This is a genomic window from Halorhabdus rudnickae (genome assembly GCF_900880625.1).
GTDB lineage: Archaea > Halobacteriota > Halobacteria > Halobacteriales > Haloarculaceae > Halorhabdus > Halorhabdus rudnickae.
The window spans coordinates 1,814,319-1,835,932 of record NZ_CAAHFB010000001.1 but is presented as its reverse complement, the minus strand read 5'-3'; the positions used below and the strand labels follow the sequence as shown (position 1 = coordinate 1,835,932).

Annotated in this window: 23 protein-coding genes; 15 read left to right on the top strand and 8 right to left on the bottom strand. The window is 62.7% G+C overall.

The genetic code is table 11. From position 1 onward, the window contains the following. Nucleotides 1-261: 261 nt before the first annotated feature. Nucleotides 262-654, top strand: coding sequence for a hypothetical protein (locus BN2694_RS09260; RefSeq protein ID WP_135664292.1), 393 nt, complete (start codon nucleotides 262-264; stop codon nucleotides 652-654). Between the two features lie 70 nt (nucleotides 655-724). Here BN2694_RS09260 and BN2694_RS09255 read toward each other — a convergent pair whose 3' ends face one another. The 4 genes from BN2694_RS09255 to BN2694_RS09240 all read right to left on the bottom strand — a co-directional run bounded on the left by BN2694_RS09255 (nucleotide 725) and on the right by BN2694_RS09240 (nucleotide 4,345). Continuing rightward, the gene (locus BN2694_RS09255; RefSeq protein ID WP_135664290.1) at nucleotides 725-991 is read right to left on the bottom strand and encodes a DUF7553 family protein; all 267 of its coding nucleotides are present in this window, start codon (nucleotides 989-991) and stop codon (nucleotides 725-727) included. Between the two features lie 102 nt (nucleotides 992-1,093). Next, a complete protein-coding gene (gene cruF, locus BN2694_RS09250) occupies nucleotides 1,094-1,978 on the bottom strand; it encodes a bisanhydrobacterioruberin hydratase (RefSeq protein ID WP_135664288.1) in 885 nt (294 codons plus the stop codon). After that, complete coding sequence (locus BN2694_RS09245; protein ID WP_135664286.1) at nucleotides 1,971-2,843, bottom strand: prenyltransferase; 873 nt, start codon at nucleotides 2,841-2,843, stop codon at nucleotides 1,971-1,973. Before BN2694_RS09245 ends, cruF begins: the two co-directional genes overlap by 8 nt. After that, nucleotides 2,840-4,345 carry a phytoene desaturase family protein gene (locus BN2694_RS09240; RefSeq protein ID WP_135664284.1) on the bottom strand — a complete coding sequence of 502 codons (1,506 nt, stop codon included), beginning with the start codon at nucleotides 4,343-4,345 and terminating at the stop codon, nucleotides 2,840-2,842. Before BN2694_RS09240 ends, BN2694_RS09245 begins: the two co-directional genes overlap by 4 nt. A 198-nt stretch (nucleotides 4,346-4,543) precedes the next feature. Between BN2694_RS09240 and BN2694_RS09235 the strand changes: the two genes are divergently transcribed. From BN2694_RS09235 to BN2694_RS09205, 7 genes are all read left to right on the top strand, one after another. After that, nucleotides 4,544-5,410: a ZIP family metal transporter gene (locus tag BN2694_RS09235; protein WP_135664282.1), complete on the top strand. Its 867-nt coding sequence runs from the start codon at nucleotides 4,544-4,546 to the stop codon at nucleotides 5,408-5,410. Between the two features lie 325 nt (nucleotides 5,411-5,735). Then, nucleotides 5,736-8,186: a DUF5059 domain-containing protein gene (locus tag BN2694_RS09230; protein ID WP_135664280.1), complete on the top strand. Its 2,451-nt coding sequence runs from the start codon at nucleotides 5,736-5,738 to the stop codon at nucleotides 8,184-8,186. 129 nt (nucleotides 8,187-8,315) lie between these two features. After that, nucleotides 8,316-9,074, top strand: a complete 759-nt coding sequence (locus tag BN2694_RS09225; RefSeq protein ID WP_135664279.1) for a creatininase family protein — start codon at nucleotides 8,316-8,318, stop codon at nucleotides 9,072-9,074. Between the two features lie 210 nt (nucleotides 9,075-9,284). After that, a complete protein-coding gene (locus BN2694_RS09220; RefSeq protein WP_135664277.1) occupies nucleotides 9,285-9,698 on the top strand; it encodes a hypothetical protein in 414 nt (137 codons plus the stop codon). Between the two features lies 1 nt (nucleotide 9,699). Beyond that, nucleotides 9,700-9,915 carry a helix-turn-helix transcriptional regulator gene (locus BN2694_RS09215; protein ID WP_135664275.1) on the top strand — a complete coding sequence of 72 codons (216 nt, stop codon included), beginning with the start codon at nucleotides 9,700-9,702 and terminating at the stop codon, nucleotides 9,913-9,915. Nucleotides 9,916-10,089: 174 nt separating this feature from the next. Then, on the top strand, nucleotides 10,090-10,404 hold the full coding sequence (locus tag BN2694_RS09210) for a ribbon-helix-helix domain-containing protein (RefSeq protein ID WP_135664273.1): 315 nt from the start codon (nucleotides 10,090-10,092) through the stop codon (nucleotides 10,402-10,404). Then, nucleotides 10,401-10,889 carry a hypothetical protein gene (locus BN2694_RS09205; RefSeq protein WP_135664271.1) on the top strand — a complete coding sequence of 163 codons (489 nt, stop codon included), beginning with the start codon at nucleotides 10,401-10,403 and terminating at the stop codon, nucleotides 10,887-10,889. The genes BN2694_RS09210 and BN2694_RS09205 overlap by 4 nt, the downstream gene beginning before the upstream one ends. 18 nt (nucleotides 10,890-10,907) lie before the next feature. On the opposite strand, the gene BN2694_RS09200 is transcribed toward BN2694_RS09205, so the two are convergent. The 4 genes from BN2694_RS09200 to BN2694_RS09185 form a co-directional block, all read right to left on the bottom strand. After that, nucleotides 10,908-11,231, bottom strand: coding sequence for a transcription factor S (locus BN2694_RS09200; protein WP_135664269.1), 324 nt, complete (start codon nucleotides 11,229-11,231; stop codon nucleotides 10,908-10,910). Nucleotides 11,232-11,279: 48 nt separating this feature from the next. Beyond that, on the bottom strand, nucleotides 11,280-12,065 hold the full coding sequence (locus BN2694_RS09195) for a hypothetical protein (RefSeq protein WP_210408934.1): 786 nt from the start codon (nucleotides 12,063-12,065) through the stop codon (nucleotides 11,280-11,282). Then, nucleotides 12,062-12,985 (bottom strand): hypothetical protein, encoded by a 924-nt coding sequence (locus BN2694_RS09190; RefSeq protein ID WP_135664267.1) that lies wholly within the window; start codon nucleotides 12,983-12,985, stop codon nucleotides 12,062-12,064. The genes BN2694_RS09195 and BN2694_RS09190 overlap by 4 nt, the downstream gene beginning before the upstream one ends. 86 nt (nucleotides 12,986-13,071) lie before the next feature. Then, nucleotides 13,072-13,908: an RAD55 family ATPase gene (locus BN2694_RS09185; protein ID WP_135665532.1), complete on the bottom strand. Its 837-nt coding sequence runs from the start codon at nucleotides 13,906-13,908 to the stop codon at nucleotides 13,072-13,074. A gap of 154 nt (nucleotides 13,909-14,062) precedes the next feature. On the opposite strand from BN2694_RS09185, the gene BN2694_RS09180 reads away from it, so the two are divergent. The 7 genes from BN2694_RS09180 (at nucleotide 14,063) to BN2694_RS09145 (ending at nucleotide 21,584) form a co-directional block, all read left to right on the top strand. Then, nucleotides 14,063-14,692, top strand: a complete 630-nt coding sequence (locus BN2694_RS09180) for a rubrerythrin family protein (protein WP_135664265.1) — start codon at nucleotides 14,063-14,065, stop codon at nucleotides 14,690-14,692. Nucleotides 14,693-14,732: 40 nt separating this feature from the next. After that, complete coding sequence (locus BN2694_RS09175) at nucleotides 14,733-15,053, top strand: hypothetical protein (RefSeq protein ID WP_135664263.1); 321 nt, start codon at nucleotides 14,733-14,735, stop codon at nucleotides 15,051-15,053. Between the two features lie 109 nt (nucleotides 15,054-15,162). Continuing rightward, nucleotides 15,163-15,426, top strand: a complete 264-nt coding sequence (locus tag BN2694_RS09170) for a hypothetical protein (protein WP_135664261.1) — start codon at nucleotides 15,163-15,165, stop codon at nucleotides 15,424-15,426. Nucleotides 15,427-15,540: 114 nt separating this feature from the next. Next, the gene (locus tag BN2694_RS09160) at nucleotides 15,541-15,723 is read left to right on the top strand and encodes a hypothetical protein (RefSeq protein WP_135664256.1); all 183 of its coding nucleotides are present in this window, start codon (nucleotides 15,541-15,543) and stop codon (nucleotides 15,721-15,723) included. Nucleotides 15,724-15,825: 102 nt separating this feature from the next. Then, nucleotides 15,826-16,863: a DUF1616 domain-containing protein gene (locus tag BN2694_RS09155; protein ID WP_135664254.1), complete on the top strand. Its 1,038-nt coding sequence runs from the start codon at nucleotides 15,826-15,828 to the stop codon at nucleotides 16,861-16,863. Between the two features lie 439 nt (nucleotides 16,864-17,302). Further along, nucleotides 17,303-18,523, top strand: coding sequence for a glycosyltransferase family 2 protein (locus BN2694_RS09150; protein ID WP_135664252.1), 1,221 nt, complete (start codon nucleotides 17,303-17,305; stop codon nucleotides 18,521-18,523). A gap of 52 nt (nucleotides 18,524-18,575) precedes the next feature. Next, nucleotides 18,576-21,584 carry a LamG-like jellyroll fold domain-containing protein gene (locus BN2694_RS09145; RefSeq protein WP_135664251.1) on the top strand — a complete coding sequence of 1,003 codons (3,009 nt, stop codon included), beginning with the start codon at nucleotides 18,576-18,578 and terminating at the stop codon, nucleotides 21,582-21,584. The last annotated feature ends 30 nt before the right edge of the window (nucleotides 21,585-21,614 follow it).

The following is a 21,614-nucleotide window of genomic DNA, read 5'->3' as shown; positions in this document are numbered from 1 at the left end:
GCCTGCTCTTCCGTCCGTCTCTACACGTCCTCGGGCCATCGCGGGAAGCACGACAAGACACTGATCAACGAATCGATAGAGGGCCGTGCCCGGTAACGGCGCTGTCCGTCGGTTCGACGGTTACCGCACACGCCTACCGAACCGTGTTTCGATGCGGTAGGCGGCCTGGACGGTCCGGAGGGATGGCCCATCGGCTCAGCCGACCAACAACAGCCGTCCCGTGAGTTCAAATCCCGGGGCGTCCAAACACCCCCTGTCTGCATGACAGATCCTCCCGCCTTCGAGATCCCAACTCGCCCCCGCCGGACCTACGATCGGGCGGGCCGTCTCTCGTATGCGGGGTCAGTACTCTTCGGACTCGAACCCTCGACTGCGGACGAGCCGGATCTTCGGGGACTGCTCGAAGCCGTCTTGGATCGAGGTCCCTATCGCTACGGTGACTTTCACGACCTCCCGATGGTCGTCTATCTGGTCCGTGACGAGGGGACCGGCGACGTTTTCCGGGCCTCGATCCGGGACGGGGCGCTTCAGTTACACGTTCTTCCTGAAACGGGATCTGCGGGTTTGCGACGGTTTTACGGGCGTCTCACCGAAGCAAGCGGTTTCGAGTGGGATGTCGAACGGCAGATCGAGGAGGCCGGCGATTCGGCGTGAGCGATACCAGTCGTCCGTTTGGGGTTTCTCTTTGACAGCGAGAGTCCTGCCGTCGACGGCGGGGAGGCTGTCATACGCCGTCGACCGTCGCTCGGTAGTCTCTGATCTCTCTTCGGGCGTCCTCGATGGTCGCCGCCGTTTCGTCGTCGACCGCCTGCTGGACCTCGTCGAGGGCGGTCTGGATTCGGGCCAGTCGGCCGTGGTCGGGGCCACGGTCGGCCTCGGCGAGTCGGTCGAGTTGGGCCGCCAGGTCCGCGAGTCGATCGGCGTTGGTTTCCGTACTGTCGGCTGCCGTCCTGAGCGAGTCTCTTGCTGCCGTGAGTTTTGTTCGCGTCATGGTTCGTGGTGACGGGCCGGTTGCAAAGACGTGACGACTGTGGCAAGGATCGGTCGGTATCTCCGACGACGGACGACCTCGTGTCCGCACGCAGATCCGGACTCACCGCCACGCATCGGCTAGCGGCACCGTTTCTCGGACAGAGAAGTCGAAGCGGTCGGTCCCGAGCAACCCGGCACCGAACAGTCCCGCGACGCCGACCGCCAGCCAGTTGCCGAACCAGGCGTTGATCGCGCCCCAGAGGATCACGAAGCTCACCAGATCGTCGAGCATGAACCCCGTCCGCTCCAGACGGCCGAGCAACCCGGCCCGATTGAAGCCCAGATCGAGCGCGAGAACGGCGACGGTCGCGCTCAAAACCCATCCGAGGTAGTTCGATAGCGGGACGCCGTAGAACTGGATGGCCGTCGCGCTCGCCCAGGGTCCATTACCACCCAACGGGGGTGCGTACTCCCAGAAACCCAGCGCCACGGCCCCCGGATCCAGTACGAGATCCATCGCGAGGACGGTCGCGATGACTGCCGGCAGGCGCACTCGGGTCAGCACTGCCCGGTCCCCGAGCAAGAGTAGACAAAGTAGGTACGCGTTCAGGACCAGCGGGAAGAAAAAGATTGGCAGGGCTGCCGGGACCGTATCCAGCACCATCGGCCCGAGATCGATGACGTACTCGAAGTCACCGTAGGGCAGGCCAGTAAGGACCCCGAGGAACTCGATCCCGTAAGTATACAGTGTGAGTCCGACGATTGCGAAGGCGGCCCGGCGATCGACCAGCGGCGCGACGCCGGCGATCAGCGGCAGGCGCATCACGGCCGTCCCGAACAGCACCAGCGCGGGGTTGAACGCGAGCGGCCCCGGTAGCCAGCCCTCGGCGCTGGCGACGAGCATCACGGCACCCACCGCGGGGAAGACCACCGCGATGGTGAAGCGGTTCTCCGCGACGAGGGCGTCGAATCGTCGCTCCAGCGCGCGGCGATCGAACTCACCCACCGTACATCACCCTCCAGAGATAGCCCATCGTCAGGGCCATCCCGACGACCGTGTTGATCGCCGGGAACCACCAGTACGCCCGATCGACGGCCACACCCGAGACGGCAATGGCAACCTGCAAGAGCGGATAGACCGCGAGGGCGACGCCGAGCAGCGGATGGACCAGCGCGAACGCAGCGGCGGCGAGTACCCAGACCACGCCGCAGTAGGCGTAGGTCCCGCGCTGGCCGAGGGCGGTCGCTGTCGTCCGGATGCCGGCCCGGCGGTCGGGTTCGATGTCGGGGATCGCCGAGAAGGTGTGCATCGCCATCGTCCAGAGCCACCCGCCGACGATCGCCGGGGTCGGCGGGAGGTCGCCCGCGACCGCGGTGAACGCGAGTACGCCCGGCAGGACGTACAGCCCGTTGGACAGCGAGTCGAGGCCGGGCGTGGTCTTGAATCGAAACGGCGGGGCGCTGTACTCGATAGCGAGGACGAGGAATGCCCCGAGCGTGACTTTGCCCGCGGGTCCGACGACGAGGGCGAACGGGAGCGCGAGGAGTCCCGAGAGTATCACCGCGAACACGACCCAGCGGTCGCCGGTAAAGCGGACTTCCGGCCCCTCGTCTTTCTTTGGGTTCTCGGCGTCGACGTCGGCGTCGAAGATGTCGTTGACGCCGTAGAGGAAGACGTTCGCGGGGATGAGGAAGTACACAAACAGCGCCGCCGACAGCGGCGTGATCAACTCGGCTGTCGAATCGGCAGCGTAGACGACGCCCACGACGACAGGCCCGGCGAGATAGAGCCAGAACCGGGGACGAGAGAGGACCAACAAGTGCGTGAGTGACCCGACCAGACCCAGGCGCCGTGAATCCGCGGCCGTCATCGACTGTTTTCGAGGACCGCTTTGGCCGCGTGTTCGCCGCTGATCAGCGTCATCGGGACGCCGACGCCGGGCGTGGTGTCGCCGCCAGTGAAGTACAGGTCCTCGACTGTGTCGGATTCGATGGGGGGCCGGAACATCGACGTCTGGCGGAGGGTGTGGGCCAGTCCCATCGCCGTGCCGTTGCGGGCGTTGTACCGTTCGGCGAAGTCCGAGACGCAGAAACTCTCCTCGACGACGATCCGGTCTTCGAGGTCGACACCCGTCTGCTCGGCGATGTCTTCGATCACCTTCTCGCGGTAGCGTTCGCGGGTCGACTCGTCGTCGGGCAGACCGGGTGCGATCGGCACCAGCGCAAAGAGGTTGCTGTGCCCGTCGGGCGCGACGTCGTCGTCGCTCTTCGAGGGGACACAGAGGTAATAGGAGGGATCGTCGGGCCAGGCCGGGTCGTCGAAGATCGCCTCGAAGTGCTCGTCCCAGTCGGTCGGGAGAACGAGCGTGTGGTGAGCCAGTTCGGGGAGGTCACCTTCGACACCCAGGTACAGCAGGAACGCCGACGGGGCGTCAGTCCGGCCCTCCCAGTACGTTTCGTCGTACTGGCGTTCGTGCTCGGGCATGAGGTCCTGTTCCGCGTGGGCGTAGTCGGTGTTTGCGACCACGACATCGGGGCGGCGCTGCTGGCCGTCTTCGGTCTCGACGAGGAACCCGTTCTTGCGGCGCGTGATCTCCGTGACTGCAGCGTCGGTCTCGATCGTCACGCCCAGTTCCTCGGCGAGATCGACGAGCGCGTTCACGACCGCTCCGATCCCGCCAGGGCCGCCATCGACCGGCTGGGGATAGTAGACGCCGAGATTGAAGTCGACGTGGCTCATCATGTTGTAGATCGCGGGCGTGTTCTTCGGCGAGCCCCCGAGGAACACGAGGGTATACTGGACGATCTGCTGGAGTTTCGGGTGCTCGAAGTAGTCCTCGACGTGACTCTGCATCGACCCGAGCAGTTTCAACCCGACGGGCGCCGCACGGAGGAGTGCGGGGTCGATCCAGTCGCGCCAGGTGGGACGATACTCGTAGACGAAGTTCTCCATCGCGGTCTCGTAGTGACGCTCGCTCGTCGCGAGATACTCTTCGAAGGCCTCGCCGGCCCCGGCCTCGTAGGACTCGAAGCGTTCGCGGTTGGCGTTCCGATCGGCTTCGATGTCCACCTCGTCCCCGTCTTTGAAGAAGATCCGATAGTGTGGATCCAGCCGTTCGAGTTCGTAGTACTCCGAGGGCTCACGGTCGAAGTGCGAGAAGAAGCGCTCGAACACTTCTGGCATCAGATACCACGACGGCCCCATATCGAAGACGAACCCCTCGCGTTCGCGGCGGCTGGCCCGACCGCCGACCTGTTCGTTCTTCTCGAGGATCGTCACTTTCCCACCAGCATCGGCGAGGTGGCAGGCGGCCGAGAGCCCGCCAAAGCCCCCGCCGACGATCGTCACGTCGGCGTTCGTTTCGGGTGTCATCGCGTGAAACCGACGACCGGCACCTGCTTAAATGTCGGCACGGGATGGGTCGGTGATATTATCGCTCCCCGGCCGGATCGAACCGCCGATACTGAACGTCAGGACGTCGTTCAGGGTGCTTGTCGGGGGACTTCCTGACTGTCGGCGATCCGACGGCCACCGACATATTCATGTTCGTCGATACGGTACGGCTATCCGATGGATATTAAATCAAAGCCATATATTAATAACACTGGTGACGGTCTCCTCCTCGGTGGTCTCTCGACAGTCCTTCTCGTCGTTTTCACGGCCGTCGGGTTGTTCGGGCCCGCGCCGCCGGAGATCGGGAAACTCGTCGTGATCTCCTGGGTCGCCTTCGCCGCGATGGCCGGCGGCGCGCTCGTCGGGGCCCGTACGAGTGGTCGCCATCCCCGTGGGCTGGTGTGGGGCTATGGACTCGCCAGCGGTGCGATGATCGCGAGTGCCGCGGCGTTTCTCGTGCCCCAAGCCATCGGTCAGGACCCGCGGCTGGGCGGATTCGGCATCGCCGCGGGGATCCTCGTCGGCTACAACGCTCATACCATCGGCCATCGACTTTCCCATCTCGATCTCCCGATGACAACGACGGCGACAGAACTGGCTGCCCACGCTCTTTCGGCGGGGCTGATCATCGGCGTCATCTACGGCCAGATGCCCGAACTCGGACTCCTCCTCGGCGTAGCGATCGTCTCCCACAAGGGCCCGGCAGGGTACGCCGCCGCTCGTCGACTCGCACTCGACGGGAAGTCCGCGGTGCCGCTGTTGTTGCCTTCGGCCGGTGTCGGGCTGACCGCGCTCCCGGTCGCGATGGTGGCGTTGCCGAGTGCGCCGGCTATCAACGCCGTCGTCTTCGGGTTTGCGGCCGGCGTGTTCCTCCACGTCGCGATGGACTTCCTGCCCTCGTGTGAGGTCGGTGGCGAGATCGATCAGGCGGCTGGGATGACCGAAACGTCTCACGAATTGCTCGATCGCCTGCGCGTCCAGTCGCTGCTCTCGACAACTCTCGGAGGAGTCGTGGTGGTTGTGGCCTGGCTTCTCGTCACCTGAACCGCAAATCTTTGGCGTATCTCCGTATCGGACACCCCCATAGGAGTGGGGTCCCTCGCCCTGGACCTTCGTCGCCGTGTTCCAATCGGCGTGTGCGGTCTGTTTCAGGAAGACAGGTTCCTAGAGCACCACGCCGTGATGACAGCACCAGATCGTCTTTTCGACGCACTCGAATGAGTCTGGATTCGAACTCGACGGCGACCACCGTGCCCGGATAGACCTCGATGAGACGGGTCTTCACTGCAGGTATCCGATCGGCGTATTAAGTTTTTGGCTTGCCTAAAAAACGACGGACTTATGCCTGTTTAGGGAAGCCTAAAAACTGATGCCACCGAGTAGACGAGCGATATTGACGAGTGGAGCGGCGTTGTTTGCCACGGCTGGGTTGGCCGGGTGCACCGAGACCGGGGGAACGGCCACCGACACAGGTGAGAGTTCGGCCGCGGAGCCCGATACCTCCCTGGCCGTTGGGGCGGAGTGGAACGCGATGGCCGCCCGGACCCGCGACGCCGTGGCTCTCGGACGGGCCGGAGCGGCGGACGCAGCTTCGAACCTCGTCCGGAACGTTTTCGCGCGCTTCGAGGGAGCGACCGGCGAGTACGGTGCCCACGAGATGCTCGAAGAGACCGACGAGGCGGCCTACGAGGAGTTCGAGGCGGCGCTGGGGAACCTTCGCTCGGCGCTGAACGACGACGATATTGAGCGTGCCCACGAGGCAGCCGAGACGGCCACGTCGCAATTGATCACTGCCCAGAAGTCACTCGTCAGCGACTCGACGGCGGACGCGTTTGCCCTCCAGCGGCTCGCCCTCTCGATCGAGGACGTGTCTTATCTTCTGGAGATGGGCGCGTTCGAGGCCGCTCAATCTATCGCCGAGGGGACCCGTGATCGCTTTACCGATAGTTCCGCCCGTAGCGCGCTCGAGTCGGCGGATGGTCCCGTCTTCGATACCGTCGAAAGTGCTCTCGATGGCCTGGTGTCGGCTGCTGGGTCCGGCGACAACGAGCGATCGGGAACCAACGTCGATCTGGGCGTCCAGGCGGCGATCGAGGGGAGCTACGCGGTCGCCGACGACGAAGTCGCTGCGGGTGTCGGAGAGATCGCGATCGCACAGGCACGCGGGTGGGACGCGGCCGGGCTCGCGTCGACGGGCGGCCCCTCGACGGGCGTCGCCCACGCCGCGACCCTCACCGGCTATCGCGCCCGGATCGCGGACGCTGCCTGGCTCGCCGCGGGCGGCGAGGCCGGGCGAGCTGGGACGATCGCCCAGGACATCTTTGCCCACTTCGAGGGTGCGATGGCCCACGACGCCCTCGAATCAGCCGACGCCGAAGCCTACGAGGGATTCGAATCGGGATTAGAAAGCCTCCAGAGTGCAATCGAGAACGGCGACGCCGGCGCGATCGAAGACGCCACTTCGACGGTCGATGCGAACCTCGTCGCCGGTATCGACGCCCTCGCCGGTTCGAACGCTCCGCTGGTCGAGGCTGCGTTCTTCCGCGCTCGGCTCGCCGACGCACGCGAACGATACCGCCTGGGAGAGGCCGCCGAGGCCGCATCGATCGCCCAGGGGCTGTTCGAGCGCTTCGAGGAGAACGAACTCGACTTCCACGAGACGGTCGAGTCCGTCAGCGAGGACCTCTACGAGCGCTTCGAGGAGGAACACCTCGCCGGATTGATCGAGGCGTTCGAAGCCGAGGACGACGAGGCCGTCGGGACCCACTACGAGGGTGCCCAGGCGACGCTGTTGGAGTTCGCAACGACCGCCGGAACGACGGCGGCGACGAGTGCAGCCGAGTCCGCCTTCGTCAGTGCTCGCGCGTTCGACGCCGCCGTTCTGGACACGCTCGGTGAGGCCGAGCGCGCGGCGACGATCGCACAGGGTGTCTTCGAGCACTTCGAGGGCGATCCCGGTGGCTACCACGAGACCCTGGAGCACGCCGACGAGAAGACCTACGAAGCCTTCGAGGAGACCATCGGTACAGTGGTTTCGGCGGCCGAGGAGGGCGAAGACGTCTATGCGCCAGCGAAATCTTTCAACGCTGAGGCGGTCGCCTCGGCCTACGCCGTCGTCGAGAGTGCGGGTGGACCCCAGCGCGAGATAGCCCTGGACGTCGCTGAGTCCGCTTTCGCGAGCTTCGAGGAGGCCCGCGTGCACGATCTGCTCGAGGAGGCCGACCACAACGCCTACGAGACCTTCGAAAGCCACCTGGAAGGGCTCATCGAAACGCTGGATACTGGCGGCGACGTTCAGGGGGCCGCCGCGTCGTTCGCAGACGCGACGCTGTACGCCCAGTTCGCGCTGGTCGACGCCGTCGAGGATCTCCCGCTGTCGCTGTCGCTCGTGGGTTCGAACGTCCAGCCGGCCGAGAGTGGCGAGGAGAGTGAGGAAGGCGGTCAGGCGGGCCTCGAAGGCGGTCCGAACGTCGTCGAGGGGGTACCCGAGGACGCCGATCACGTCGTCGACATGACGGCCGCAGCATTCGAGCCGGCGGAGTTGACCGTCGAGAGCGGCGAGAAAGTCGCCTGGAAATTTGCCGGTGGTGAGCCCCACACGGTAACGGCCGTTGGCGACGGTATTCCCGAGGATGCTGACTACTGGGCGTCCGGAGACTTCGACAGCGAGGAGGCCGCTCGGGAGGGCTGGGAGAACGGAGCGGGTGCCGTCCAGCCCGGCCAGTCGTACGTCCACACCTTCGAAACCACAGGTGAGCACGGCTACGTCTGCATCCCCCACGAGGTTGTCGGCATGGAGGGCACCGTCATCGTCGAATAGGGTGATTTAGGGTCTGTTCGCACGCTTTCGGTGTCGGCCGCTGTCGATAGCGCCCTGGAAATAGAGTCCGTGTGGAATGGTACTGTTCCGACACAAGGTTCTTTGGTCCGCCAGGAGTGATAACAGTGGATGTCTTCTCGGAAATCAATCTGTCTTGAGGAGATGGTATGGCCGGAAGTCGAGTCCGCCCTCGAAAACGGAACTCGGACGGCAATCGTGGCTGTCGGGTCGATTGAACAACATGGCCCCCATCTGCCATTGAATATGGATACGCTCGATGGGGACGAACTTGCACGACGCATTGCGACCGAACTGGGCGATGCTCTCGCTGCCCCCACGATTCGCCCCGGCTGCTCGGGCCATCACATGGAATTCCCCGGCACGATCACCGTCCCACCCGAGACGCTGATGGACGTGATCCGGTCGTACTGTCGATCTCTCGACGAGCATGGCTTCGAACACATCGTTCTCATCCCGACCCACGGTGGGAACTTCGGCCCAGTCACGACTGTGGCCCCAGACATCGCCCGCGAACTCGATGCTTCGGTGATTCCACTCGCCGATCTCGATGAACACATGCAATTGCTGAACGAGGGGCTCAGCGACGCAGCTGTCGAATATACGCAGGACGTCATTCACGCTGGAGCCGCCGAGACAGCGATCGTTCTGGCCATCGACGACGGTCTCGTCAGGACGGACGATATCGAGCCCGGGCCCGAGGGCGAAATCTCGACAGCCCGGCTGTTGAGTGAAGGGTTCGAGACGATCACCGAAACCGGCGTCCTCGGTGATCCGACGGAGGCAACTGCCGAGGCAGGCGAAGTGATCATCCAGAACGTCGTCGAGAGCTATGTCGAGCATATCAAAACCGAACGCGATGCAATTTGACTGGGCGACCGAGTGGAGGCGGGGGCTACAATAGCAGATTCTCGCGGTGCTAGCCCACAAAGCCGTCATCGTCGAATAGCACGATTTCGCGTCCGGTCGCACTCCCTTCGCTTTGCCCCCCAATACCCACAGGAACTAAGTGGCAGTGTTATATAAATCTAACATGAGATGTTAAATCGATCTAACGCCGGATTCGGGGAGTCCAGAACAGTGTATCGAGCCGTTCGGGGCCTGTACCTGCTGGTGGTGATTGCGCTCCTGAACGTCGGAATCACCTTCGAGTTGGCCCCGTTGATCGCGCTCGGCGGCGTGCTGTTCGTGGGGTTCGTCCCGACGAGTCGGTGGCTGGGCGCTCGCCTCGGTATCGAGGAGAACGACGAACGGGTCCGAACGTTGATCCAGACGGCCGCCAGCCGGGCGCTGTACGGCCTCTTTGCAGTCGGGTTCCTCGCATATGTTCTCGGTTTGATGATTGACGCACAGGGTGGTGATCTGACCGACCCTCTCGCGACGGTCGTCCAGCAGGGCCAGATCGTGTTCGTCTGGGTCGGCATGGCTGCGATCGTCTCCTCGGTCGTCCACAAAGGCTGGAACGTGCTCCGCGCCAGGCGTCTGGAGGGGTAGCATGGACTTCGAGACGGAGATCAAGGAGCGCCGCGAAGCCGCGGGGCTTACCCAGGCCGAACTCGCCGACCGCGTCGGCGTCACCCGCCAGACGATCCTCTACGTCGAGAAGGGCGAGTACAACCCCTCGCTGGAGCTGGCCTGGCGGATCGCTCGGGAGTTCGACGCCCGAATCGAGGACGTGTTTGACCTACCCGAGGACGTGGACGACTCTTGAACCACTCGCCGCTCGACTTCGTGTCATCACGCTCTCTTCCAGCGTGCGTATCGACTCCGGGGGCAGATCACTGCCGTCCTCGTGGTTCGAATTGTCGAGACTGCCTCCCCGTGAACCCGGTGTCAAGAGCCAGGGAAAATGCTTTCAGTCCGTACATACAACGTACACACAAGAATGGGGACACGACGGGTCAATTTCCGTTTGCCGGAGGAACTTGTCGAGAAGGCCGACGTGGCTGCCGAAGTGAGCCACGCCGACCGGACGGCGATCGTCAGAGAGGCCCTCCGGGAGTACCTGGCTGACGTCGAGGACGACGAACGGTTCAAAGAGGCAGTGGTCGAACTCTATCTGGACGACGAGATCGGGTTCGACGTGTTGAAGACGTTCGTCGGCCGCCAGGACGCAGAATCGGTCCGCGCCTCGAAAGCCATGCTCGACGATGGGGCGGAACTGGCTGCTGATCTCGCCGCACTCGACGACGAGGCATGATCGCCGCGGACACGAGCGCGCTACTCTCGCTCGCGTCGATCGACCGGCTGGAGCTTCTGCTTGCGGAATTCGACATGTACACGACCGAGACAGTCGCGACGGAACTGCAGGAGACGGCCGAGTACGAGGACACCCACGGGAGGGCCGCACGATTGGTCCTGGATCACCGGGGCGACTTCACCGTCCAGCGCGTCGATGGGGCGATCGAATCCGCACGGATCGACGCAGGTGAAGGGAGCGTAGCCGTGCTCGCACGCGAGCAGGCTGCAGAGTTTCTCATCACGGACGACCTACGGGCACTGCCCGAACTCCAAGCCGCCACTGACGCGCGGGTCGCCATTTCGCCGATCGTGTTGCGGGCACTGGTCGATCGCAGGATGTTGGATCACAAAGACGCGCTGGCAGACGTCGAGGTACTTGCCGAGGAGTGTGATTGGCTCGGCGCACCGATCTATCGGCGGGCCGGGAGATTGTTCGAGGCGTGAACGACCGCAGCTGTTCGGTCAGCTATACCCACGCCAGCGGTGCCCACATTCCTTGCACTTGAAAAAACGTGTTGGCGGTTCGTCGGCCGAGCCGGTCTGTTTGATAGTATACCAGGCTTCGCCGTGGCCACACTCCTCACAGATCACGTCGTCAGCGGTGGGTTTCCCCTCGAAATTCGCGTCCTCCTCGGTTTCAATCACGTCATCGTCGCTCTGAGCTTCCGTCGAGACGAAATCGTCGGCCAGCTCTTGGTCTTTGGCTTTGCGATAGCCACAGCTCTGACAGACCATCTCCTCGCCGTCGGCATGCATCATCGACCCGCACTCGTCGCAGAATTGCATCGTTGCCGATGACACGTTCCAGAGTGGGAAAAGCCTGCCCGTCCGCGTTTATCGCTCGCGGTCCATGTCGGCCAGCTGTTCGCGTTCGGCGACGACCGGGCAGTCGGCGACTCGGACCGTCTCGAAGTCGACGAACTCGATGATGTCGGTTCCTTCGTGAGCGCAGGCGATCTCCGGGGGGTCCGAGAAGTACTCACAGCGCTCGCAGTAGGTGTGTTTCGACACTTCAGCGAACCGACGCTGTCCGTGGCGCTCCGTTTCGGGTTCGACCTCACTACGGGAGAGGTCTTCCCACAGCTCGGCATCGGGCCGTGTCGCGTCTTCGCCATCGACGCGTTCCCCAGCCAGTCCATCGAACGGATCACCCGTCCGCTCGTCGCGGCCGAGGTTCGAGAAGGGATCGTCCTCGTCGCCGGGCGGCGTCCCCTGGGTCGCCGTCTCGCCGGGCATCGCCGCCGGATCTGACTCCGCTCCCGGCTCAGTATCGGCACCGCTCGCGTCGAAGTGCTCCGCATCAGCGTCCATATCAGCGTCGGCTTCCGGCGACGTGCCGTGATCGTCCAATCGCTCGAAGGGGTCGGCGTCCCGGTCCTCGACGTCGATTCGGTCGAAGGGATCGCCCGTCTCCGGCTCTTTGATCACCTCGAAGGGGTCCGTCTCGTCGTCTTCACCGGTCAACTCCGCCGTGTCGTCTTCGCCGGTCGTCTCTACCCTGTCGTCTTCACTGTCCGTCTCCGTCGCCTCGTTGTCACCACTCGTGTCTGCCGCGTCGTCGTCCCAGAGTTCGTCTACGCCCTCAGGGCCGGTCTTGCGATCCGGATCATCGTCGCTCATCGCCGGTCACTCCTTGACGCCGAGACATCCCGATTGGGATCTGCCCCATCGTCCATCCCGCTCTCGATTTGCGAGGCGGTGACCAGCGCCGGCTTGCCGAAGAAGCCGCTGGCCGGCTCGACGTTGGTCACTGCCGCTTCACAGTGCGGACAGGCGGGCCGTGTCATGAGAGCAATCTCGACGGCTTCACCGCAGTTCTCACAGACCGCGCGGCTGACGTCGTGACCGGCGGCGGCCGTTTTGATCCGGTCGAGGGTATCAGTTCCACGGGCGGCCTGTTCCTCTCGGAGGTCGCTGACCGCCCACCCCACTGTCCGCAACTTGTCTTCGAGGTCGGCGAGGCGCTCCTCGCGAGCCGAAAGCGTCTCCGCGTGCTCCTCGACGGTATCTTCGAGGGCCTCGAGTGCTGGCTGGCCGGCACGCGCCTCGACTTCGGCTTCGAGTGCAGCCACGTCGCCGGCCAACTGATCCAGACGCTCGTCGATTGCGTCCAACCGATCGAGAGCGTCGTGGTGATGGTCGGCGGGCGCTTTGGCATCCGTCTCCCGTTTGACCTGGATGACCCGCTCGCGGACGTCCTCGAGTTTGCCCTGAAAGTCGGCCTCGAGATCCCCAATGCGTTCGGCGAGGCTATCGGTCTCCGTGTCGGATTCGACTTCCGCGGCGACGGTAGCGACGAGTTCCTCCCGCTGCTGGGCGAGTATCTCTTCGACGACGTGTTCTATCGTCTCGCGATCGACACCCGCCGCCGCGGGATCGGGGGTATCGCCGTCGGCAGTCCGGCGATAGGTTTCGAGGAGTTGCGTGAGGAGGGCGTCACGGTCGACGTCGCGTTCGGCGGTGTGGGTATCGAGCCACTCGAGTAGCTCGGCGGGGATGTTCACCGTCACGTCCCCCGGGTCCGTCGACTCGCTCGCCATCACCGGGATTTCATCGACCGGATAGTTAAGGGTTTGCCGCCGGTTCCCAGCTTCGATACTGTCACTGTCGAGGCTGTATTCCCTTCTCAGCGGATCTTGCGCACGTCCGAGATGTCGAAGCCGTCGTCGTCGATTTCGGTCTCGAAGCGGACGATGTTCTCGTCTTCGAGTGCCGAGAGCACGCCGCGAAACTGCTTGACGACGAGCGTCCGGGCGCGCGTGCTGCCGCCGGACTCCCACTCGAATCGCATCGTCCCGTTGACGGCGTCGACCAGTTGGCCGTGACGCTCCGGCGACAGCGTCTCGTGGTTGACGTGTGCGAGGACCAGTCCGTTCCAGCGGTGAGCAGCCTTCTGGAGGCCCTTGAGAATGTACGTGACGTCCGACCAGGACACCTCGTCCTCGGTCGCACTGATGAGGTCCGTAAGGGAGTCGATGACGACGAGGTTATCGGCGGCGTGGTCGGACATGAGATCGCCAAAGGCCGAGAGCAGGCCCTCGCGGTCGGTCCGCGAACGCAGGTCTTTCACGCTGGGTGTTCGATCAGCGTACCAGTCCCGGGGGAGGGGACTGTCGTGGAAGAAGTCCGTCGAGAGATCGTGGAACGTGATCGCCTCCAGTCCGCCCTCGACGATGTCGTCTTCCATCGTCTGGGCGAGTTCCCAGCGGAACTGTGACTCACCGGCCGTAAAGGAGACGTAGTGGATCTCATCGGGGAGTGTCGCGTCCCCGGCGAGGTCGCCGTAGTAGAGGTCGTGGCGCTCGGGATCGACGGATGCGAGGCCGTTGATGGCCGCACTGGTGTACATGAACTCCCGCGCCCCCGCGCCGGACTCCCCCGACAGCAGGACGACGGTGCCCCGCGGGGCGCCGCCGTCGATGAGGGAGTCCATCCGCTGAATGCCGAAGGGGATGCGCTCCATACCGTACGGTCCGTCCGCCAGTGCTTGGGTGTTTCGCCGCCACTCGCGTACGATCACGCTGATCTGCTCACGAACGGCGTCGCCCGCCAGGATCTGTCCCTGTATTTTTGCACCCATCGGTGACTTCTAACCGTCGGCGGGCCAATTCGAGAACATGAACGCCGAGCAATTCCTCGATCGGATCCGATCGGACAACGACACGGCCCTCTCACGGCTGGGTTCCTCGAAAGCACTGTACGCCGATACTGGGGGCGAAATGGACGACGAGACGGTACTGTCGGCCGCTGCCGATGCCGAACACCACGCCGCTGTCACCTACCAGGAGTGGGCCGACACCGAGAGCGACGACGCGGTCGCCGATGCGTTCGCCGAGACGGCCGCCGAGGAACGCGATCACTACGAGCGCGTCGCAGGTGAACTCGACGACTACGCTCCTGGCGAGGCGGTCCCGGCCATCCAGCAGTATCTCCGGGATCTGGACGGTACGATCGAGCGACTCGGCGGGTTCGTCGGGCGGACGATCGCCGCCGAGAAGTCCAAAGAACAGTTCACCGGCTATTTCGTCGGCGAGGCCGACCCACAGACTGCTCAGTTGTTCCGGGACGTGGGCGGCGATCTGGACCCGCAACTGGAGCGGGCCGGCGAGTTACTGGAGGCGAGCTGTGAGACCGACGACGACTGGGAGCGAGCTGCTGAGGCAGCCTCGGGGGCGATCCAGACTGCCTACGACGCCTACACCACATCTTTAGAGTCGATGGGTGTCAACCCGAAACCGGTCTGTTGATTGCCCCTCGTTTTATCCACTTCCCTCTCCTCGCTGGCGTATGGCGACGAACGGCGGGGACGATGTCTCCTCGGCCGAGGGCGCGCTCTACAAGTCGAAGATGGCCCTGGGATCGATGGTCCGCCAGCGCCCCCTCGATCCGGGGGCTGCTGGCAAACCGACACCAGGAATTCACTGCGGCCCACGCGATCGTTTCCTCGGACGCCGCTGTGGACGACCCGTCACGCTCCAGGCCTGGGACCAGTGTGAGCGCCTGATCGACGATTTCCGGAGATCGTTTCGGATCGAGTCGAACGACGGTGACGCGCCCCGTCCCGATCGGATCACGTTTCGCGCGCAACGGCGGTCGCACGATGGTTAACGGCGTTGCGTTCGGAACGCCTGGGGATCCAGTATCTCACGCTCACCCACGAAGCGACCGGGGAGCGTTTCGTCTCTAATCCGGTTCGGCTCACCGATAGCGAACCCGAGTGACGACACGGTACGACGACGAGGTGGCTTCGATCGCGGAAATCTACTTTCGGTGGGGCAACAGCGAACGCCCGGCCTGGGAGGGTAACGACCAACCCATCGAGATGGGTCACGGCGAGGCCGAGCGACCGGGCCATCACATCCAGGATGCCCTGGCGATGGGCAATCGCGTCGGCCTGTTTGCTTCTGCCGACTACTTCGATGCCCGGCCTGGCCATCCGCTACTGCATACCGACGCGCATCTTCCCTCTCTCGCTGAGTGACGCGCGCGCGAAGGTCTTTCGACGAGCGCGGGGTCGCGCTGACACCTATCACGTCCACCTCGCACAGGCCGGTGGCGGCCTCGCCTGGGCCGGCCCGCTGTGGGTCGAACTCGCGTGACGGCCGACTGTCACTCACGCGGAGAGGTCGAAGGCGCAAGCGAGAAGCGACCGCGTGGGATGCCCGCCGACGATGGCGATGTCCTGACCTGTGGCGGCGTCAGCGCCGTACTCGGTCTCGTGTTGCCCGTCTTCGAGACCGAGTACGGGGACCCAACGCTGTTCTTGCATCCCGGTTAGTCACCGGCATCGACGAAGATTGCATTGCGTATCGGCACAATAATTTGGCGGAGGGCTTCGACCGAGTCGTTTTTCACCCGGTAGTGCGGACGAACCCTCACCATGGCCGATCGCCCGGACAGGTCATTGTCGTTCCCCGGACAACTTCGGGATCTCCCTGCCGATTTGGCTGGTGTCTGTCTCTGGACCGTGCTAACTTTGGTCGTCGTGTCCGTTCCGTGGATCAGCGAGACGCCATTGCGAGTGGTGCTTGGCTTCGTGTTCGTCCTGTTCGTGCCCGGCTACGCGTTCGTCGCGGCACTGTTCCCTGAGGCCGCCGGAACCGATCGTGACGGAACGGCCGAGGAACGCGGTCGCGGGCGATCGGTCGTCGCTGGACGCGGCATCGACGGCATCGAGCGTACCGCTCTCTCGTTCGCGCTCTCGATCGCCATCGTCTCTCTCGTGGGGCTGGCACTGAATTTCTCGCCCTGGGGGATCCGTCCTGTGCCGATCGTCGTGTCGCTGACGACGTTGACTCTCGGGTTCGTCGTGCTGGCCGCGTATCGGCGTCGACAGCTCCCCTCCGGGGAGCGACTGCAAGTCCCCTATCAGGAGTGGATTGTCGCTGGGCGTTCGGAACTGTTCGCACCGGACTCTCGAACTGACACTGCACTGAATGTATTGTTGCTACTCAGCGTCTTACTGGCGACCGCGAGCGTGGCCTACGCAGTGATGGGTACGAGACAGGGAGACGCGTTCACGGAACTTTATCTGCTCAACGAGGATGCTGACGGCCAACTCGTCGCCGAGAACTACTCAACGACCCTCGCGGTCGGCCAGTCTAAGCCCCTAGTCGTCGGAATCGGCAATCACGAACACGAGCCGATGGACTACACGGTGGTGATCGCGTTACAGCGGGTCGAACGCGATGGGGACGCCACGACGGTACTCGAAGAGCAGGAACTCGATCGACTGGCGACGAGTGTCGAGGCGAATGGGACGTGGCACCAACGGTACGAGGCCAAGCCAACGATGACCGGCGAGGAGTTACGGCTGGTCTTTCTGCTGTACCGTGGGGAGCCACCGGCTGATCCATCGGTCGAGAACGCCTACCGATGGAATCACGTGTTTGTGAACGTGACAAGCAGTACTGACTGACGGATCGCGGTCCTTCCGGAAAACCAGTCTCCCTCCATTCGACTCACACCATGTGGGTCTCGGACTGTGTCCGAGATGTTCGATTTCCGGATACTTGATGGCATCCACACGCATTGTTCTTCCATGAATGTTTAAGCAGGACTATCCCCATATTGTTGTGTTTTGGTGGGTCGAGAATTCGTGAATAGTTCTCAAGTGAGTGTTGTCGGTGTTTCGTGCCGTCTCGCGTGATGATGGGATACTCTTTTCACTGACGGAGTTGTCCTCCATATATATGAGCGCCTCCCCGCAACGAGCCCGGGCATCCCGGATGAAATGTTTGTCGCGCAATGCGCCGGTCATCGGGACAGTAGGGGGCCGGTACGTCTGCGTCGAATGCGGGACGGAACCGATCTACTCGCCTGACGGGTCGATGTCTCTTACCTCCAATTGATATACGATGGTCGCCGAAGTTCACGTTCCGACTGTGGCTTCAGACGCTGACGGGGTTGGGGCGGACTCGCACTTCGTCACCGCCGGAGACGAACGCGACCCCGTGATCAGTGTCGTCATGCCGACACTGAATGAAGAGGAAGGGATCGCAGAGTGTATCCGGCGTGCTACGTCAGCCTTCGAGCAGATCGGACTACCCGGCGAGATCATTCTAAGTGATAGTTCGAGCGATCAGACGCCCGATATCGGTCGGGCAATGGGCGCTCACGTCGTCGAACCGGACGGAACGGGATACGGGTACGCGTATCGCTACGGCTTCGACCAGGCCCGCGGGGAATATATCGTGATGGGCGATGCCGACACGACCTACGACTTCGAGGAGTTGCCCAATCTGCTCGATCCGATCCGAAACGGCGACGCGGACATCTGCATGGGGAGTCGCTTCGAGGGCGAAATCAAGGACGGCGCGATGCCAACGCTTCACCAGTTCGTTGGTAACCCGCTGCTGACAGCGTTTTTGAATCTGTTCTACGATACCGATATCAGCGATGCACACAGCGGCTTTCGGGTTTTTCATCGCGACGTGCTTGACGTTCTGGACTTGCACTCCGACGGGATGGAGTTTGCCAGCGAGATGGTCATGGATGCCGGCGCACGCGGCCTGACGATCGAAGAGGTACCGATCACCTACCACGAACGCGAGGGGGAGGCGACGCTGAATAGCTTTCAGGACGGGTGGCGCCACATCAAGTTCATGCTTGTGAACGCGCCCGGATACCTGTTTACTGTCCCGGGAGTGGTTCTAATGATAGCCGGGTTGGTCATGGTCGGTGGTTCGGTTTCCGGTGTCGAATTTTCCATCGACGGTATCATCTGGCCGTTTGGTGTCCGAACCATGTTCGCTGGCAGTCTCTTGATGATCGCTGGCTACCAGATTGCCGGCCTCGGTGCGTTTGCGACGATGGCGTCAAATCCGATTCGGCGACCGGACGATCGCGTGACCAACTGGATCATCGATCATATGACGATGGAACTCGGTGGCACAATCGGTCTCGCCGTGTTTTTCCCCGGTGTCGTGTACGCTGGCTGGATCCTCTGGGTCTGGTATACAGCCGGGTACGGGGCGTTGCCCGGCATGCGACACGACATTCTCGCGTTTACTGCCATCGTCGTGGGGCTACAGACGATCTTCAAATCGTTCTTCCTGAGCGTGCTAGCAGACCGGTGATGGTAGTCGGCTGCGATGGTTTTATGCTCGATGTCGGCAAGGAACGGATTGTATGAGCGGTCCCCGCGAGGAGGTCACCGAGTTGCTCGACGAGAAGCCAGCAGTTGCGTCCGCCCTCGAAGAAATTCTCGATGTCGACGAAGATGGGCCGTGGGAGTTCGACGACCTCTCTATCGACTCCGGGACATTCGGTGAAATCGTCTCGCGTGATATCGTCGAGAAGAATGTGGCGGGCTATCGAGTTGTCGACCGGACAGCCGTAGAGAAGGCACTTGGCACGGATACCGATCTCGAAACGTCCGATAACGGGATTTCGCTCTCATCGGTGGCAGTCTCGGTTCCGAAGCCGTCACAACCTATCGTGCTTGCAGGAGTAGCTTCGCTCGTCTTCGTGGTTTTCCTTCGGGTCGCCCTCCCGTTTCCGGCCGTCTTTCGAGGCAGTGACGTCGTGCTCGTAGGGAACGATCCGTGGGGGTATCGATACTGGCTCGAGTCTCTGCTCCACGGCGATATCAGCGCGTTCTCGTTCAGTTCTCTCGGCGAGATCCCTGCAGGTGGATACGCTCAGGACAAACTCTTGATCGTTGTCCTATGGTGGGTCGCCGCCGCACTCGGCGGGTCGCCGGAAGTAGCCGGGGTCGTATTGGCCTGGTATCCGGTGATCGCAGGCGTCGCCAGCGCAGCCGTTCTCTATCTGATCGCAAAGCGGCTGAGTGAGGATCGGCGAATCGCCCTCGCGACCGTACTGCTGTTGGCAGTGACGCCGGTTCACGGGTATCGGACGATGCTCGGATTCGCCGATCACCACGCCTTCGACTACGTCTGGGTAGCCGTGACCGTATTCGCCCTCGTGTTGCTAGCTACACCGACGACATACCGCTCTTCGGACCGGTGGTTCTCATTGATCCGCGACGCCTGGCAGGGAAGTGTACTTCTCGCGGTCGGAATCGGGGCTCAGATCGCAGCGTGGCGCGGGGGTCCCATTTTGCTTGCCCCGATCGCATTCTACGTGGTCTATCGCGCAGTGTCCGACGTCAGAGCCGGCACCTCTCCGATCGGGACAAACGTAGGTTTGTTACTCGGGATCGCGGGTGGGGCTATTTTGAGTGTGCTTGCGCACGTCTTGTGGGGGTGGTTTCCACTGTATCGAGTCGCTGCGCCCTGGTTGCTACTTGGTGGTGCGGTCACCGTTCTGACAGCCGCACAAGGAGTACGGCACTCGGGTATCTCGCTCCGTGTCGGGATCGGGGCGATCGTCGGCTCCGGGTTCGTCGTCAGTTTTCTCGCGTGGTTGTTCGTTCCAGAGGTCGGCAGGGCGATGTCGAAGTTCCTGCGCTACATGGGCTGGGCCGGGTCGAGCAACATTGTCGAAACCGCTTCGATCGTCGGGGGTGAGATGGGTTCTATCTTCGGACCGATCCTGTTTTTCGGACTGCTAGTTGTGTTAGCACTCCCGTACCTGGCGTGGGCCAGTTGGCACTGTTACCGGACGCATGCGCCCAAGTGGGCGGTCGCGGTCGTGTACGCCTGGGTGTTTTTCGGCCTGGCGATCGCGCAGGTCCGGTTCGCAGGTCAGCTTTCGCTGTTCGTCGCCCTTTTCGGAGCTGTCGGCTTCGTTCATATCGGGGCCCACCTGGAGCTGTTTCGCTCTCCGTCACTGTTCGGCGACTCCTCCTCAGAAGCTCCGATCGACGTGGATTTCGACCCCCGTTCGATTTCGCCACGGATGGTCGCACTCATTGCTGTATTTTTTCTGGTGGTGGCGAGCATTGGCCTCGTTCAGCTGCCGGTCAAGCAGTCCCAACTCACGATCGACGGTGATACCTACGAGACGGCCACGTGGGTCGAGTCCTTCGACAGTCAAGAGAACATTACTGACGCAAACTACGTACTCAGCGGTTGGGGACGCAACCGAGTCTACAATTACTTCCTCAGTGGTAATTCGGGATCATATTCGTATGCAAAATCTCACTTCGCCAATGTAAGTCTGTCCGAGACGCCCGTTGCAACCTACTGGAAATACGCGGATCGAGTGGAGTACGTCGTCGCCGATGGAATTGCGGACGAGGGGGGCGGTGGCACGCTGGTTGATCACCTCAAATCGGATGTCGGTTCTGAAACGACGTTCGGCTGGGGCCACTTTCGGCCGGTCTACACGGCTCCGGACGGACGACCGCACGTCGGCCAGGCTGTTCCCGGGGCGCTGGTGACCGGGCGTGCTGCTGGTGACGCTGTGACGATCGAAGGGGAACCGTCGATCGGCCGGGAACAGATCGAGTATCGGCGAACCGTGACAACGGCTACGGACGGCTGGTACGCTGCGATTGTACCGTACGCTGGCGAGTATGCTGTGGATTCAGCGTCGTTCTCAGTGACGGAAACCGCTGTTCGGGATGGATCGGTGATCCGCGTCGACGGCGTCGGGTCCCAACCGAATGCCTCCTGGGCGTTCGAGACCGGTTCGGGCCGCGTCGCTTACGATACTGTCGGCGGCCACCACGGCGAGATCGCGACAGTTGACAGGTTCTCGAATGGGAATTCGACAGGACTCGCCTTCGATGGCGAAGGGTACGCTCGAATCCGGGATTCTAGAACGTTCACGAACACCGATGAATTCTCGGTAAGAGTTCGGTTTCGGACACACGAGCAGGTCGATTACAGGAACGATACTGTCGCCCCGCGTTTGGTATCGACATCGAATTCGTCGTATTTCGGAAACGTAGACGGATATCAGCTCGGATTACACAAAGGGCGAATTTTCGCCGCGATGGGTAACGGATCAAGCACAACGGTTCTTGGCGGCCCGGGAGTGGCCGACGGACAGTGGCACGTGGCGACACTATCTTGGGACGGAGACATGGTGCGTCTATTTGTTGACGGACGTCTCGTGAGGACGAATGTATATTCGGGCGATATTCGGTCGCGGCACCCGCTTGTGCTCGGAGCGAACGCCGACACGCATAGTTCGTTTCAGGGGTTGATCGACGAAGTCAAGTTCTCCGCAACCGGGCTCGATCAAAATTCGATTCCGCGGTCGTTCACCAACATCACATCTCCCTGATAGCCCTTCTGTTGAAAGGAAAGAACCAAC

What these genes read in the sequence shown, in the direction of transcription:
- BN2694_RS09260 (WP_135664292.1), top strand. Translation starts at nt 262, where the DNA reads ATGACAGATCCTCCCGCCTTCGAGATCCCAACTCGCCCCCGCCGGACC.
- BN2694_RS09255 (WP_135664290.1), bottom strand. Translation starts at nt 991, where the DNA reads ATGACGCGAACAAAACTCACGGCAGCAAGAGACTCGCTCAGGACGGCA.
- BN2694_RS09245 (WP_135664286.1), bottom strand. Translation starts at nt 2,843, where the DNA reads ATGACGGCCGCGGATTCACGGCGCCTGGGTCTGGTCGGGTCACTCACG.
- BN2694_RS09240 (WP_135664284.1), bottom strand. Translation starts at nt 4,345, where the DNA reads ATGACACCCGAAACGAACGCCGACGTGACGATCGTCGGCGGGGGCTTT.
- BN2694_RS09235 (WP_135664282.1), top strand. Translation starts at nt 4,544, where the DNA reads ATGGATATTAAATCAAAGCCATATATTAATAACACTGGTGACGGTCTC.
- BN2694_RS09230 (WP_135664280.1), top strand. Translation starts at nt 5,736, where the DNA reads ATGCCACCGAGTAGACGAGCGATATTGACGAGTGGAGCGGCGTTGTTT.
- BN2694_RS09225 (WP_135664279.1), top strand. Translation starts at nt 8,316, where the DNA reads ATGTCTTCTCGGAAATCAATCTGTCTTGAGGAGATGGTATGGCCGGAA.
- BN2694_RS09215 (WP_135664275.1), top strand. Translation starts at nt 9,700, where the DNA reads ATGGACTTCGAGACGGAGATCAAGGAGCGCCGCGAAGCCGCGGGGCTT.
- BN2694_RS09210 (WP_135664273.1), top strand. Translation starts at nt 10,090, where the DNA reads ATGGGGACACGACGGGTCAATTTCCGTTTGCCGGAGGAACTTGTCGAG.
- BN2694_RS09205 (WP_135664271.1), top strand. Translation starts at nt 10,401, where the DNA reads ATGATCGCCGCGGACACGAGCGCGCTACTCTCGCTCGCGTCGATCGAC.
- BN2694_RS09200 (WP_135664269.1), bottom strand. Translation starts at nt 11,231, where the DNA reads ATGCAATTCTGCGACGAGTGCGGGTCGATGATGCATGCCGACGGCGAG.
- BN2694_RS09195 (WP_210408934.1), bottom strand. Translation starts at nt 12,065, where the DNA reads ATGAGCGACGATGATCCGGATCGCAAGACCGGCCCTGAGGGCGTAGAC.
- BN2694_RS09190 (WP_135664267.1), bottom strand. Translation starts at nt 12,985, where the DNA reads ATGGCGAGCGAGTCGACGGACCCGGGGGACGTGACGGTGAACATCCCC.
- BN2694_RS09185 (WP_135665532.1), bottom strand. Translation starts at nt 13,908, where the DNA reads ATGGAGCGCATCCCCTTCGGCATTCAGCGGATGGACTCCCTCATCGAC.
- BN2694_RS09180 (WP_135664265.1), top strand. Translation starts at nt 14,063, where the DNA reads ATGAACGCCGAGCAATTCCTCGATCGGATCCGATCGGACAACGACACG.
- BN2694_RS09175 (WP_135664263.1), top strand. Translation starts at nt 14,733, where the DNA reads ATGGCGACGAACGGCGGGGACGATGTCTCCTCGGCCGAGGGCGCGCTC.
- BN2694_RS09155 (WP_135664254.1), top strand. Translation starts at nt 15,826, where the DNA reads ATGGCCGATCGCCCGGACAGGTCATTGTCGTTCCCCGGACAACTTCGG.
- BN2694_RS09150 (WP_135664252.1), top strand. Translation starts at nt 17,303, where the DNA reads ATGGTCGCCGAAGTTCACGTTCCGACTGTGGCTTCAGACGCTGACGGG.
- BN2694_RS09145 (WP_135664251.1), top strand. Translation starts at nt 18,576, where the DNA reads ATGAGCGGTCCCCGCGAGGAGGTCACCGAGTTGCTCGACGAGAAGCCA.